At 60.0% G+C, this 14,125-nt stretch carries 10 protein-coding genes and 1 pseudogene; 1 reads left to right on the forward strand and 10 read right to left on the reverse strand.

All coding sequences use genetic code 11. From position 1 onward, the window contains the following. Positions 1-236: 236 nt before the first annotated feature. From ACIOWA_RS12910 to ACIOWA_RS12920, 3 genes are read right to left on the reverse strand one after another with little or no spacing between them, the layout of a single operon-like run. Positions 237-908: a GNAT family N-acetyltransferase gene (locus tag ACIOWA_RS12910; protein WP_401160122.1), complete on the reverse strand. Its 672-nt coding sequence runs from the start codon at positions 906-908 to the stop codon at positions 237-239. Positions 909-920: 12 nt separating this feature from the next. Beyond that, positions 921-1,367, reverse strand: a complete 447-nt coding sequence (locus ACIOWA_RS12915; protein WP_401160124.1) for a GNAT family N-acetyltransferase — start codon at positions 1,365-1,367, stop codon at positions 921-923. Positions 1,368-1,377: 10 nt separating this feature from the next. Further along, entirely contained in the window at positions 1,378-2,001 is a 624-nt protein-coding gene (locus ACIOWA_RS12920) for an FMN-binding negative transcriptional regulator (protein WP_339431503.1), read from the reverse strand. A gap of 92 nt (positions 2,002-2,093) precedes the next feature. On the opposite strand from ACIOWA_RS12920, the gene ACIOWA_RS12925 reads away from it, so the two are divergent. Next, the gene (locus tag ACIOWA_RS12925; RefSeq protein ID WP_401160126.1) at positions 2,094-3,647 is read left to right on the forward strand and encodes a PLP-dependent aminotransferase family protein; all 1,554 of its coding nucleotides are present in this window, start codon (positions 2,094-2,096) and stop codon (positions 3,645-3,647) included. Here the strand turns inward: ACIOWA_RS12925 and ACIOWA_RS12930 are convergent. From ACIOWA_RS12930 to aspA, 7 genes and pseudogenes are all read right to left on the reverse strand, one after another. Beyond that, positions 3,604-4,707, reverse strand: a complete 1,104-nt coding sequence (locus ACIOWA_RS12930; protein ID WP_401160128.1) for a hypothetical protein — start codon at positions 4,705-4,707, stop codon at positions 3,604-3,606. The two genes, ACIOWA_RS12925 and ACIOWA_RS12930, sit on opposite strands and share 44 nt — an antisense overlap. Before the next feature lie 23 nt (positions 4,708-4,730). Further along, a complete protein-coding gene (locus tag ACIOWA_RS12935; RefSeq protein WP_401160130.1) occupies positions 4,731-8,189 on the reverse strand; it encodes a dermonecrotic toxin domain-containing protein in 3,459 nt (1,152 codons plus the stop codon). A 155-nt stretch (positions 8,190-8,344) separates the two neighbouring features. Further along, positions 8,345-9,370, reverse strand: coding sequence for a histone deacetylase family protein (locus ACIOWA_RS12940; protein WP_339465170.1), 1,026 nt, complete (start codon positions 9,368-9,370; stop codon positions 8,345-8,347). Between the two features lie 328 nt (positions 9,371-9,698). Next, positions 9,699-10,694, reverse strand: coding sequence for an AraC family transcriptional regulator (locus tag ACIOWA_RS12945; RefSeq protein WP_339431507.1), 996 nt, complete (start codon positions 10,692-10,694; stop codon positions 9,699-9,701). A 122-nt stretch (positions 10,695-10,816) separates the two neighbouring features. Then, a complete protein-coding gene (locus ACIOWA_RS12950; RefSeq protein ID WP_339431508.1) occupies positions 10,817-11,821 on the reverse strand; it encodes an asparaginase in 1,005 nt (334 codons plus the stop codon). Between the two features lie 90 nt (positions 11,822-11,911). Next, a complete protein-coding gene (locus ACIOWA_RS12955; protein ID WP_339431509.1) occupies positions 11,912-13,363 on the reverse strand; it encodes an alanine/glycine:cation symporter family protein in 1,452 nt (483 codons plus the stop codon). A gap of 531 nt (positions 13,364-13,894) precedes the next feature. Continuing rightward, positions 13,895-14,125: pseudogene (aspA, locus tag ACIOWA_RS12960) on the reverse strand (aspartate ammonia-lyase); the annotation flags it as partial.

Here is a 14,125-nt window from a genome sequence, read left to right on the forward strand (position 1 = left end):
ATGCGCATGTGCCGCCAGCGCATTGGTTGGGAAATACGCTATTGAGGCGTGATTGACCAGCGATTGAAAAAGTGGGGTCTGAAATAAGCCTGACCGTTGCCGAACGCACTGTGCTTGTTGAAAACATACAATCGCCCGTTTGGGATGAAGATGGGCGTGGTGCGAATTCGGCGAGATGTCCGTTAAACATCAAAAGATCGCTGCCTGCCAGGCTGCGATCTTTTGCTTTCAGACGCTCAGGAGCGGCACTCGACCAGCCCTTTCACCTGCCCGTCAGGCGTCTGGTTTTCATCGGACAACCACCGCTCAAACCCGGCCGCAATCGCCGGCCACTCACCATCGAGAATCGAATACCACGCAGTGTCGCGGTTCTCGCCCTTGACCACCATGTGCTGGCGAAACACGCCTTCGAAGCTGAAACCCAAGCGCTCGGCGGCGTATTTGGAGCGGGCGTTGCCGTTGTTGCACTTCCATTCGAGGCGACGGTAGCCCAGCTCAAAGGAGTATTTGGCCAACAAGTAAACCGCCTCGGTGCTTTTCGGCGTGCGCTGCATCGGTGCACCGAAGGTGACGTGGCCGATTTCGATGCGGCCCTGGGCCGGGACAATCGACATCAGGCTGAGGATGCCTTGCACCTGACCTGTGGCGCGGTCGATGACGCTGAAGAAATACGGATCGCTGCTGGCCGCGTGGTTGCTCAGCCAGGCATTGAACACGCTGCGCTCAGGGAATGGGCCGTAAGGCAGATAGTTCCACAGTTTCGGGTCGGCGCCGGGGCCTTCAAGGGCGTTGAACAGCTCGTCGGCGTGACGGGCCGGGTCGAGTCTTTCCAGGCGAATGAAGCGGCCTTCGATCAGTGTGGTCGTGGGGGCGGGGACACCTTTCCAGTCGGCCAGTGAAGCAGTCATGTGTGTCTCTCCTTAAAGGGCTTTGCGAAACTGGATGAAGCCTGGGCGTTCGGCGATGCGCTCGTAGAGCTGGATCGCGGTGGCGTTGGTTTCGTGGGTCAGCCAATGCACTTTGGCGCAACCGTCAGCCTTGGCCGTGGCGTAGACATGTTCGATCAGCAGGCGACCGACGCCGGTGCCGCGGGTTTCAGGCGCCACCAGCAAGTCTTGCAGGTAGCAGGCGTTTTCGATGCTCCAGTTCGAGCGATGGTAGATGTAGTGCACCATGCCCACCGCTTTGCCACCCGCCCAGGCGAGCGCGGCGTGGGTTGGCTCGCTGGGGTCGAGCAGGCGCTGCCAAGTGCTATGGGTTACGGCCTCGAGCAGCTCGGTGTTGTAGAAACGCAGGTAGGTCTGCCACAGCGGCAGCCAGGCGGCGTGATCATTGGCGGTGACTGGGCGGATCTCGATCTGACTCATGGTGAATTCCTTAACGCATCAAGTGGGCGAGGGTTTGATCATTGATGTCGGGGCTGGCGGCCAGGCCTTCGCGCACGCCGGCAATGTCGGCGGGGCTGCGGTTCTGGCTGAGCTTGCGCTTGCCTTCCAGTCGGTCGATGGGAATGGCAAAACCGACGATGGCCTTGAGCATGCCGTCGATGTAATCGGCGGGGGCGTCGTCAACCTTCCACGGTTGCGCGCGGCCCGCTTCATGGCGGTCGGTGAGGGTGCTGACGATGTCGAGCAGCCGTCCGCCGTCGCTGAAGGTTTCGGCGTGGCCGTAGGCGTGCACCGCGATGTAGTTCCAGGTTGGCACGACTTTGCCGTGCTCGGCCTTGCTCGGGTAAAAGCCCGGGCTGACGTAGGCGTCCGGGCCGGCAAAGATCAGCATCGCTTGAGCCCCGTCGCGCAAGTCTTTCCACTGTGCATTGGCCTTGGCCAGATGCCCGTAGAGCGTGCCGTTCTCGCCTTGCTCGCAATGCAGCAACACCGGCACATGGCTGGCTTGCAGACCGTTTTCGCCGTGGGTCACCAGAATGGCGAGGCGGGTGGCGAGGATCAGTTCGTGGAGTTGCGACAACTCGTCGATGGCAAAGGCGCGGGGCGTGTACATGGAGAAATTTTCCTTGGCGAATGCCTGCATCCTAGGCAGGCTATTGGTCTGTTGTAAGAGCCATTGACGACCCATTTCATAGGTCCATTGCCATGCCTGAATCGCCCACGTTGTCCATGCCCTTCAATCCAGCGGGTATCGAGCTCGACCGTCGCTTGGGCTTGACCCGCCAGCTCTATCAGGCGCTGCGTTTGCGTGTGCTGGACGGGCGCCTGTGCGGCGGCACACGCCTGCCGGCCAGCCGTGATCTGGCGGCGGCGCTGGGCATTTCCCGTAACAGTGTGGTGCGCGCCTACGATCAGCTATACGCCGAAGGCTTTATCGAGGGGCGAGTCGGTGATGGCACCTACGTCGCGCAATTACCCCAAGCCGCGTTATCGGCGGAAAAACTATCCACAAAAGTATCCACAGGGTTTTCAACAGGCTTACCCACAGACTTATCCACAAATTGGCTGGATTTACCTGTTGATCCGTCCAGTAAAGTTATCCACAGCGATCCGCTGTGCCGGGTCAGAAACAATCATTTACCCAAACCTCCCAGTGGTCCGCCCCGCGCATTTCGAGTGGGCGTTCCAGCCTTCGATCTGTTCCCCTTTGACGTGTGGGCCAAGCTCAACGCGGCTTTTTGGCGCAAACCCGATCTTCAGCAACTGTGCTACGGCGACCCGGCTGGCGATGCGCGTTTGCGCGGTCTGATTGCCGCTTATTTGCGCAGTTCGCGTGGCATGCAGTGTTCGGCTGAACAAATTGTGATCACCAGCGGCGCACAGCAAGGCATCAGTCTTTGTGCACAGCTACTGGTGGCGCCGGGTGATGGCGTCGGTATCGAAAATCCGGGTTACCGAGCGGCCGGCCATGCGTTCGCGGTGGCGGGTGGCCGTTTACACGGTATCGCCGTGGATGAAGAGGGCATGGATTGCTCGGCGCTGTCGGCAGCCAGTGACTGTCGCGTGGCTTATGTGACGCCGTCGCATCAATACCCGACGGGTGTGGTGATGAGCCTGGCGCGACGGCTTGAGTTGCTGGCCTGGGCCGAACGCACCCAGGGCTGGATCATCGAGGATGACTACGACGGTGAGTACCGCTACACCGGCGCGCCATTGGCACCGTTGGCAGCGCTCGATCGACAGGGGCGAGTGCTGTATGTCGGCACCTTCGGCAAAGTCGCGTTCCCGGCGTTGCGACTGGGCTATCTGGTGCTGCCACCGGGGCTGGTGGACGCGTTCTCGCAACGCCGGGCAGTGGACGTCCGGCATTCCGAGGTGAGTACGCAAATGGTGATGGCCGAGTTCATGGCCGCCGGGCATTTCCAGCGCCATATCCGGCGTATGCGTCGGGCAGCCCTCAACCGTCGCAATGCATTGCTGGACGGCTGGCCGACGGCAATCGACGGTGTGGGCAAGCTGCCGGCGGTGTCTGCCGGGCTGCACCTGACGGTGGCCGTGAACAGCATCGAGCGCGAGCAGCAATTGGTTGAACAAGCCGCCCGCGTGGATGTGGAAATCAACGGCTTGAGCCATTACTGGCTGCCCGATTCCCTGACTTCAGCCGATCAGCGCGCCGGACTGGTGCTGGGCTTTGCCGCCGTGCCGGAGCCTGGGATCAGAGCCGCACTGATGCGTCTGCGACAGGCGTGGCAGGTTTGAAAAACAGGGTTTGCGCCAATGTACTGCCGATCTGGCTGCGATAGATTTCGATCAGTTGCTGGTTACTTTTGTTGCGCAGGTCAAGCTTGCCGCCCAGGCGCCGTTGCTGGAGGGTTTTCATGTGCCCGGCGGTGAACAAAGCGGACGCGTCGCTGGCATTTTTATAGTGAAAGTGCGCATACCACAGCACTTTTGCGGTTTTGGCGTCGCTCACTTCATATTCGTCGAGGAAGTCCTTGTCCTGCCCCTTGAGGCTGCGCCGGGTGACCGTTTGCGTTATCTGCACCTCTAGCTTGTTTTTGAGCCACTCCACTCGGGCTGCCGTCGGAGGTTGTTGTTTGATGATCCTGATGCGGGCACTGGTGCCTTTTTCGTAGAGTGCGGTTGCCGCATTGCTCAGTGCATGACCGAGAGCGGCCGTCGGATGCTTCGGGTCGACGGTCAGATTGGCGGCCGTCATTGCCTCATCAAGCGCTTCGCCGGCTTTGCGCAAGCGCTCGGCTTCCTCATGGTAGATCTCCTCAATCTCGACCGGGATACGTTGACCTCGTTTGATGCGCGCCTCGGTGCGCCGGTGGAACGCCGCCAGGCCATCGAGTAATGCTTTTGCGTGTTCGACCGCTTTTTTGATGTTCGGTCTGGCCTTGGCAGGTTGGGTTTTGGTGATGCCGTGTTCGACCCATACACCGGGCGATTTTTCGTGAAACGTGGCAATAACGCCGGTCAGTTCTCCGCGCACCTCGACCAGTTCGGTGTCTAGGCCATCCGTGCTTTTTTTCCGTTCCCCAACGAGCGTGCCCTTGAATCTGGTGCTGATGATCTTGCGACTCGACGTCGGTTTCGCTGGGCCTGGCAACGGCTCCAGCAGATGTTTATTGCGCAGCAGGTCAGCCAGACGCACGTCTGTGTGTGCTTTGAATTCGATGACCCGAGTCCGTACATGCCCCAGCCGAGTGGTCTGGAGTTGATCGGGAAACTCCGCGACTAGGTCGGCAAAACGTTGGTCCACCGCGGCAAACTGCTCGGAAACGTTGCTCAGGGCTTCGATTCGATCGCGCAAGTTGCTCAGGCTCTCATCGGCGGTCAGATCATCGAGCTCTGAATATTCAGCGCAGCATCCTCGATGAGCGTTTCCAGTGCCTGTTGCGCGTCTGCCCGAGTCGCGGTCTCGCCGGGCTTGACGCAGATCTCTTGCCCAAGACTGATCTGCAACAGCTTGAGGTCATTGAGGTCGTAGCTCGGGAGTGCCTTTCGATAAGTTGAAACGGTCTCTACGGCTTCTTTGCCGAGCAGCTCGAGTTCTGCGAACCGGGCATGGGCAGCCTCGATCTTTTCGATGATGCCTTGGGTTTGATCGGTGATGTTTTCACAGGACTGGATAAACTTTTGCGGTTCGACATGGGTGTGGTCAGCGATCATCGAGATGGTCGCGTTCACATTGGTCTGAAAATCGGTGTTGTGCTGGCTGAGCCATTCCTGCCCCAGAAACAACAGCATCTGCAGGCGTTCGATCATGACTGTCCGATAGTTGGGCACTGTCTGTTTGCGGTTCAGTGACTTGATTTTCTCGACGTTTGCCGCGTACGCCTTGTCGAGCGAGTCGAGGGTGTCCAGGTACTTTTTGCCAACGGCTTCGTCCACGGTCGACGATGTATCGTGCATTGCGTTATGGGCCGCGTCGAGTTGACTCTGCTTGTCTGCCATCGTGTTGTCGAAAGCTTCGATTTCGGCAATCAGTGCCTGTACTTTTCTGAGGTTCTTGCCTCTTTCCTGTTCGCGCCCACTGCGCAGTCCACCGCCACGCAGGCGCAATCTCAGGTCGATGATCCATTGACCGCCGGCGGTGCGGGTCAGCAACGGCCCCGCGAGGGGGGGGTGCCGGCGCGAGTCGATGATCTGTACGTCCTGGTTTTCGTTGATCAGTACTTCGAACCAGCGGTCGCCGACCGATGCGTACCATTTCTTCTGTTTTGCGTAGAGGTGGCGATGTACCCCTTCGTTGGCTTCGGCGCCGAGTTCTTTGGGTTTGTCGATCTTGAAACTGTCGAGCAGCGCTGCAAGTGCGACGGGGGAGCGCTTCAGTGCGGTCACCGTATTGAGCGACATGTGATGAGCGACAGGCAGTTCGGTACCGGCCATGTCCGGCAAACGCTGCGGTTTGATGGTCTTGGGGGCGGACGTTACGGGTGGCGTTTCTTCTGGCGTCGTCGCAATCGATTCATGCTGCGGCTTGTTCCCGACCGCTGCACGATGGGCCAGTACCATGCCCAAGGCGAGGAGAATGTCGGCGATTGCTGTCCAGGCAGTTTTGTCGGTCTGTTCATTCTCGACATCGCTGATTTCCTGCAAATCGTCCATGATCTGCCAGATCCACGCTGCCGTGCCGGCACTGCGACCGAGGAATGGCAACGCTGCATTGAACACCATCCAACCGCCGCGTTTAAGTGTCGCCCAGCGTGCCTCCGCATCCGATACCGATTGCCGTTCGGCTTGTGTGATGACGGCCTGGACGTTGCTCTCATACAGTGTTCCCCGCACATCGCTCTCAATCGCAGCGGTCCCCAATGCAACAGGCCCTGACATGTCGAACGCGGTGGTCGGGTTCACCAGCAGTTGCGGGATCGTCCACACCGAGGGCAGCCTGGCGGTGAATACGAACTGGCTGTAATTGAAGCGCACATCGTCCGGCAACCAGGCGAGTACCGACTCGCGAAGCTGTCGCGAATGCTCGATGGCGTAGAGCAGGTTGGCGTGGCCTGGATACTGGATCAGCGCCATTTCGAACAGCGGTCGATAGAGTACGCAGGGGCCTTTTTCCACTTCCCTCGGACCGATGACAAACATGTTGTTGACGACATCCGTGCGTGAACTGCTGCGGTGGGCGATGAACGACAAAGGCCGAATGACAATCTCCTCGCCATCGATGTGCCGCTGCTCTGCGGTGTTGCCCAGTGCTGCGGCGACATATCGGTACCCTTTTTCATCCATGCCTGCTTTGCCCTGGATCTTGTGTTGCAGCGCCAGGAGCGGCAGTTCTATGGGTATCTGGCTGGTGTAGAGCGCTTGCAGTTCGGACGCTTGCCGGGTGTCGTCAATCAGCAATTTTTGCAGGTACTGCGGGTAGGTCTTGCCGATGTCGACGGTACTCACCAGTTTTTCAAGGTAGGTCACGGTCAGCCAGTCTGGTAACGCGTGGTCGCCGTTGTAGTGCACGGTTTTATTGCCCAGGGGCTGGCCCGCCAGGTTTTGCAGGGCCAGTTCACTGAGCGAAAGCGTCTGAGTCTGAATATTGCCCGGCAATACGAACGTGCCCCATACCACCAGGCTGGTGATGGTGATCTGGAGGTCATCGATCTCGATCTTGTCCGCTGTCGGATGCTCCTTGAGCATCTGCTGCTTCAGGGCCTGGCGGGTGAATTTTTGCAGGCTGACCACTTCGCTCTGAAACGTTTTTCCCTGGTTGGAATGCTGCACCGTCGTCAGATCCAGCAGGTGTCGGCTGTAACGGGTTTGATCGGCGGGAAGGGCATTGTCCAGCCAGGCGGGCAGTAGCGGCCCCAGACGATCTATATGCGGTTTGAGACGCGGTGTGGCCCGGGTGGTGGTCGCTGAGCCCTGGCGAGGGAAGAGGTTGTCGAGGGTCGAGTCTTGAAAAAAATTGATCTTGCCCAAGGCTTCGGCCTCCAGGGCGATCAGTGTGCAGGCCTGATGATCGAAGAAATGGCCCTGCGGCTCGACCAGTCGCCACTTCAGGCCAGCACTGGAAACGCTCTGCCAGAACTGCGGCAGGGCTTCGCCGAATGCATCCAGCGAGTCGAAGCACTGAAAACCGTGGACCACCGAGTGGGTAAGAACCACTGTGCGCTTTTCGACAGTTCCGATCAGCACGGCACAATCAAGCAGGGTCACGTGTTCCGGGTGTTTTGCGTCGTCCCGGTCGAGGTCTATCAGGCAGGCGCGAGTCTTGTAGGCGTCGTTGAGACGTTGTTGTTTGTCCGGGTTTTGGTAGACGGCGTGGGCAATGGCACGCTGGTCGGCATCCCAGCCAAGACTGGCGTCGACGTTCCACAGATTACGCAAGGCATCGGACATTTTTTGCCAGCGCGGCTGTCCCGGATACGCGAATTCATCCCAGTAGTCGACGTGTTGTTCCTTGAAGGCGATGAACAGCAAAGGCGCCAGTTCGTTGAGCAGCAAACCGATGGCGTCGATCTTGACCGGCAACTGGACAGCCGTCTGGATATCGGGCTGCAAGGTCAGAAAGTGTTCACCATCGAGGTAGGTCTCCGCCGTGCCGGACAGGCCCAAGCGTACCAACGCATCAGTCAGCGATTCGATCTGAGGGCGGCCGGGAATGACTTTGTCGTTCTGAATGATCCAGGTCGGTTTCACGACCATCGCCAGTTGCGGGTCGATATTGAGGTCCGGGTACAGCGTCTTGAGTGCCGGACGCAATGTCTTTGTGGCGACTTCTCGCACTGAGGGGCCGGTCACCAGTTGGGTGACTACATCAACGGCACTGGCTGAAGAATGTTCGGACATGGGCAACACCTGCTCTGATTGGGGGGCACGCTTAAGGGCGTCGAATCAGGGCAAGGTAGAGGCCGCGTTTCAGCGGTGTGCGGTACATACATCTCGCAGACAAAAAAAGACCCGCCAAAGCGGGTCTTGCCGTGCCAATCCGTTTCAGGCGCTTTTTATCGTTCAAATCCTTCAAGCACGTTCACCGCGTTGATGCCGATTTCCTCCACTGCGTAACCGCCCTCCATGACAAACAGCGTTGGTTTGCCGAGGGCGGCAATACGCTTGCCCATCGCCAGGTAGTCGGGGCTATCGAGTTTGAATTGCGAGATCGGATCGTCCTTGAATGTGTCGACACCGAGCGACACCACGATGATGTCGGCGCCGTAGCGGTCGATCTCGTTGCAGGCCTGTTCCAGCGCAGCGCTCCACATGTCCCAGCCTGAACCGGCGGGCAGCGGATAGTTGAAGTTGAAACCCTCACCGGGGCCTTCGCCGCGTTCATCATCGTAGCCGAGGAAAAACGGAAACTCCGCTTCCGGGTGGCCGTGGATCGAGGTGAACAGTACGTCGCTGCGCTCGTAGAAAATCGACTGGGTGCCGTTGCCGTGGTGATAGTCGACGTCGAGGATCGCGACTTTTTCGTGGCCCTGATCGAGGAACGCCTGCGCGGCGATGGCGGCGTTGTTGAGGTAGCAATAACCGCCCATCAAGTCGCTGGCGGCGTGGTGTCCCGGTGGGCGGCACAGGGCAAAGGCACCGCGCGCACCCCCCTGAATCGCCGCTTGCGCGGTCAGTGCCACTTGCGCTGCGCTATAGGCGGCCTGCCAGGTGCCGGCGGTGATCGGCGCGCCGCCGTCGAAGCTGTAATAGCCGAGTTGGCCGTGCAGGCTGGTCGGTTTGATTGCGCGCAATGTGCGGGCAGGCCAGGTGTAGGGCAGCAGATCGCCGTCGGTGTTGAACTCGGTCCAGCGCGCCCACGCACCCTTGAAAAACTCGAGGTAATCGCGGCTGTGGATGCGTGCGATGGGTTCAAGGCCGAAATCCTGGGGGGCTCGGACCGGGCCCAGGTGTTGGTTCTGCACGCGTTGCAGCACGTGGTCGGCGCGCGAGGGCATCTCGAAGCAAGGCTTGAGCTGGCCATCGATCAGTTCGCAGCGGCCATGGTGCAGGTGGTGATCGTCCGAGTAGATCGTCAGCATTTGTTGTTCTCCGCAGGGCTGGTTCGGTGGCCTCAAGTGTTGCGGCGTACAACGATTCGGAGAACGGCAGGAAAGGCCAAAAGGGGATTGATATGGCCAAAAATCATGACCGCAATTGGCCCCTCAAGCCTGCATCAGAAAAATGCGATCCCACAGAGATTTGTGTTCAAGCGGTTGGGACGAGGTTGTCCAGCACACGGTTGCTCGCCGGTTCACTGAGCATGGCGAAAAACCTGTGGGAGCGGGCTTGCTCGCGAAGGCGGGGTGTCAGTTTATGCATCAGGTGACTGACACGGCCTCTTCGCGAGCAAGCCTGCACACTGGAATCTCAGTGCGGCCTGAACTGACTCGGCGCCACGCCGCTCCAGCGGACGAACGCATGGCGGAAACTCGCGGTCTCGCTGAAACCCAGGTGTTCAGCGATGCGGTAGATCGGCAGTTGATCTTCACAGAGCATTTGTTTGGCTCGTTCGAAACGCAATTCGTCGAGCAGTTCCTGATAGCTGCTGCCCATGTCTTTGAGGTGCCGACGCAAGGTGCGCGGTGAGCACTTCATTTGCTGCGCCAGCCCCTCAAGCCCAGGCGCGGCGTTCAACTGGGCGCTGAGCAATTGGCGAATTCTTCCCAGCCATGCCTGACGCCCTGTGAACTCGAGATTCTGTTTGCGGCAGCGTTCGGCCATGGCCTGATGAGTAATGCTGTCGGCCAGGGGTAACGGTTGATCGAGCCAGTGCTTTTCGAACGCAAAGGCGTTGTCCTTGGCGGCGAAGTGCAACGGGCTGGCGAAATGCTCGGCGTAGCTGTCACGGTAATCCGGCGCCGCGTGTTCAAAGCGTGTGGCGAGCAGCGGTAGCGGATGACCGAGCAAGTCGTCGCAGATGACTTTCAGTGACACCAGACAGAATTCGGCATTGAACGCGGCCATCGCCGGACTCTCGCGATAATCGGCCGCAACGAACCAGACGCGCTCGCCGTCGTCCTCAAGGTTCAGCTCGAAAAGTGTTCCCAGCAACGCCGGATAACGGATCGCCAAATGCAAAGCGTCACCGAAGGTGGCACAGGTCAGGAGTGCGTAACCAAGCATGCCGTAGCAGGAAACGTGCATGCGCCGGCCCAGTTCCAGGCCGATGTCGTGCTTGAGTGCGACCGCGTTGGCGCAGACCTGCATCTCCTGATTGGTGGTGATGCGCGTATCGGCTCGGCTCAGATCCGCCGCACTGATGCCGCTGCCGGCCAGCAGCGCCTGGCTCGACAAGCCTTCGGCGTTGAAGGTGTTGAGTATCAGGGAGACGGCGTTGAGGGTGGTGAGGTGGGAGTGGAGCATCAGTGTCTTCCAGCCAGGGGATGCTGGAAAAGAGAGCAAGTTGTGTGCCGCGACGCTTGTGGTGTCAGTCCGGTCCAGCCCTCACCCTCTGGGAGAGGGTGAGGGGCGATCCAACGCCATGCTCAGACCAGCTCACCACACAGGTCGAGTTCGACCAGTCGGCGGACTTCAGCGGTTTCCAGGCCTGCACCGAGCAATCCGTTCAACTTGCCGAACGCGGCCTCACGGGTCATGCCGCCACCGGACAACACGCCAACGCCCCGCAAGCGACTGCCCGCCTCGTAAACGTCCAGTTCGACGCCGCCTTCATGGCACTGCGTGACCGCCACCACGACCACACCGTTGTCCCGCGCGCGGGCGAGGCTGGCGAGGAACGCCGGATTGTCGCTCGGCCCGGTACCGCTGCCGTAGCACTCCAGCACCAAGCCCTGAATGCCGCTGTCGAGCAGGCCATCGAGGATTTGCGCACCGATGCCGGGGAACAGTGGCAACACGGCAACATTCGCCAATTGTTTTGGCTGGTTGTAATTCAACGCCGCTGGAATCGAGGTGGCTTTCACGCCGCCGCCCTGACGCTCCAGACGCTTGAATGGATGACGGCCGAAGCTGCGCACTTTTGCGCAACGGGTCGGTGCCAGCCGTTCGCCGTGGAAGTACAAGTGCACACCCGGCGCCAGGCCTTGGCCGAGGGCAACCAGTGCGCCGCTGAGGTTTTCCCAGGCATCGCTGTCAGTAACGCCGGCCGGCAGCATCGAGCCGGTGAAGCACACGCGAGCGTGCAGGCCGAGCAACTGGAAGCTCATCGCCGCTGCGCTGTAAGCCAGAGTGTCGGTGCCGTGCAGGATCAGCACGCTGTCGCAGCCTTGCCCATCAACGGCGTCGACCACCGCTTCACGCAGTTGCTGCCAATAGGCCGGGGTCATGTTGGCGCTGTCGATCAGCGGCGACATCTCGCGAAAGCGCCACTGCGGCACGACCAGTTCAGGCTGGCTGTGCAGGTACTCGCGCATCCGCGCTTCGAAACCGGACGCCGGGGCCAGGCCATTGGCGCTGGCCTGCATGCCGATGGTGCCACCGGTGTACAACACCATGACGTGCTGGGCGGCAGGATAAGTCGAAGGGTTCATAGGATTCTCCGAAACGATGAGTTCCTTGTGGGAGCAGGCATTGCATCACAATAACTGACGGGCGCAGAGGATGCGCCCGTCATTCACCTATCAGCGTTGCGCTGCAGGGACGCCTTGCGGCTCGGCTTGCGTCTTGCCGGTAGCGGCAGACGGGTTGGCCGGCCAGGCTTTGCGGTCCAGGTCCAGATCCGGGAACTTGCTCGAATCGAATACCGGGGTCTTGATGCCGGCCGAACGCTGGTCATCGTAGTCCCGCAGGATGCGCATGCCGACCTTGAACAGCAGGAACAGCGCGATCAGGTTCACGAACGCCAGCAGGGTCATGGTGATGTCTGCGAAGGCGAACACGGTGCTGAGGTTCTCGATGGCACCCCAGAAGATCAACACCAGTACCAGCGCGCGGTAGCCGATCAGCGCCTTGCGGTTTTCACCGATCAGGAAGCGCAGATTGCTTTCGCCCAGGTAGTAGTTGTAGAGAATCGAGGTGAACACGAACAGCGCCAGGGCCACCGAGATGAACATCCGGCCCCAGTCACCGACCACGGCGGCCAGCGAGTTCTGGGTCAGGGCAATGCCGTCGCCTTCGAAGCCCGGGGTGTAGAAACCCGAGAGCAGGATCAGCAGCGCGGTGCAGGTGCAGATCACGAAGGTATCGAGGAACACGCTGAACGCTTGCACCACACCTTGTGCCACCGGGTGCTCGACCGACGCCACAGCCGCCACGTTCGGTGCACTGCCCAGACCGGCTTCGTTGGCGAACACACCACGCTTCACGCCCATCACGATCGCGGTGCCGATCAGGCCGCCGAAGGCCTGGTCGAGACCGAAGGCGCTCTTGACGATGGTCATCAGCATGGCGGGTACTTGGTCGATTTGCAGCACGATCACGTAGATGGTCACGCCGATGTAGATCAGGGTTTTCACCGGCACCAGCAGGTCAGCGACCTTGGCGATGCGTTTGATCCCACCGATGAACACCAGGCCCAGCAACACCGCCAGGCCGATGCCTGTGTAGGTGGTGTCGAAGCCGAAGGCATTGTTCAGCGAGTGGGTCACGGCGTGGGCTTGCAGGCCGTTGAAGGCGAAACCGAAGGTCACCAGCAACAGGAACGCCATGACCATACCCAGCCAGCGCTTCTGCAGACCGTGCTGGATGTAGTAGGACGGGCCGCCACGGTAGGTGCCATCGGAGTCGGTACGTTTGTAGAGCTGACCGAGCGAGCATTCAAAGAAGCTGCTGGACATGCCGACCAGGGCGGTGACCCACATCCAGAACACCGCACCCGGCCCACCCAGGGTCACGGCGATGCCGACACCCGCGATGTTGCCTGCACCGACGCGGCCGGCGAGGCTGAGCATCAGGGCCTGGAACGAGCTGAGTTGCCCGGCGCTGCTTTTCAGGCTGTCGCGGAACACCGCGAACATGTGGAAGAAGTGACGAAATTGAACGAAACGCGAGCGAATCGTGAAGTAGCTACCGAGCCCGACAATGAGCACGATCAGTACTTTCCCTGAGAGGAAGTCGTTGATGACTTCGAGCATGGATTTATCCTCGCTGTTTTTTGTGTAAGCAAATACTGGATGGTAGAAACATCGTGTTACACCGGCGTGCATACGGCACGACGGGTGAGGCGATGATTTCGTCCCGGATCCATTTCGCGGGTTTGTTATTAGTTCGGGTTTCGCATGGGTTATGGCCTCGTTACCGACGACCGCTCACGCGAAGAGGGGCGGCACTATACCTATCAGTGCGGCGCCCGTCTGCACGGTTGTGGTGCAAGCGACGAAACGAAGCTTTGAAACACCCGACGTTACCGGCGCCGGGCTTGTGCAGGGACTGCTGTCTGTGGGGGCGGGCTTGCTCGCGAATGCGGTGTGTCAGGTTCATTTTGGTCGACTGACACGACGCCTGCGCGAGCAAGCCCGCTCCCCCATGAAGCAACCCCCAGACATACGGGTCTCAGGGTCAGAGCGTTAAAAAAAAGGGCCTGGGGACTGATCCCCAGGCCCTCAAAAGGTGAGAGGTGTCTAGTCCCTCGACCTGGTGAGTGGTGCTACAAACAACCTGTTGGTTCAGCCCTTCAGCGGAACCAGACGCGGAGCAATCATGTTTTCCGGGCGCAGGATGTCGGCGAGCATGGCTTCGTCGAGCAGACCTTCCTCGCGCACCAGTTCCAGCACGCCGCGGCCGCTTTCAAGGGCGATACGGGCAATGCGGGTGGCGTTTTTGTAGCCGATGTACGGGTTCAGTGCGGTGACCAGACCGATCGAGTGTTCGACCAGTTCGCGGCTGCGCGCTTAGTT

Origin of the sequence: Pseudomonas sp. NPDC087614, assembly GCF_044743485.1 — a bacterium.
In the GTDB taxonomy this organism is placed as follows: Bacteria; Pseudomonadota; Gammaproteobacteria; order Pseudomonadales; family Pseudomonadaceae; genus Aquipseudomonas; species Aquipseudomonas baetica_A.

Excerpts from the sequence above, each read along its gene's own strand:
- ACIOWA_RS12910 (WP_401160122.1), bottom strand. The coding sequence starts at position 908 with ATGACTGCTTCACTGGCCGACTGGAAAGGTGTCCCCGCCCCCACGACC.
- ACIOWA_RS12950 (WP_339431508.1), bottom strand. The coding sequence starts at position 11,821 with ATGAACCCTTCGACTTATCCTGCCGCCCAGCACGTCATGGTGTTGTAC.
- ACIOWA_RS12935 (WP_401160130.1), bottom strand. The coding sequence starts at position 8,189 with ATGTCCGAACATTCTTCAGCCAGTGCCGTTGATGTAGTCACCCAACTG.
- ACIOWA_RS12955 (WP_339431509.1), bottom strand. The coding sequence starts at position 13,363 with ATGCTCGAAGTCATCAACGACTTCCTCTCAGGGAAAGTACTGATCGTG.
- ACIOWA_RS12920 (WP_339431503.1), bottom strand. The coding sequence starts at position 2,001 with ATGTACACGCCCCGCGCCTTTGCCATCGACGAGTTGTCGCAACTCCAC.
- ACIOWA_RS12940 (WP_339465170.1), bottom strand. The coding sequence starts at position 9,370 with ATGCTGACGATCTACTCGGACGATCACCACCTGCACCATGGCCGCTGC.
- ACIOWA_RS12945 (WP_339431507.1), bottom strand. The coding sequence starts at position 10,694 with ATGCTCCACTCCCACCTCACCACCCTCAACGCCGTCTCCCTGATACTC.
- ACIOWA_RS12915 (WP_401160124.1), bottom strand. The coding sequence starts at position 1,367 with ATGAGTCAGATCGAGATCCGCCCAGTCACCGCCAATGATCACGCCGCC.
- ACIOWA_RS12925 (WP_401160126.1), top strand. The coding sequence starts at position 2,094 with ATGCCTGAATCGCCCACGTTGTCCATGCCCTTCAATCCAGCGGGTATC.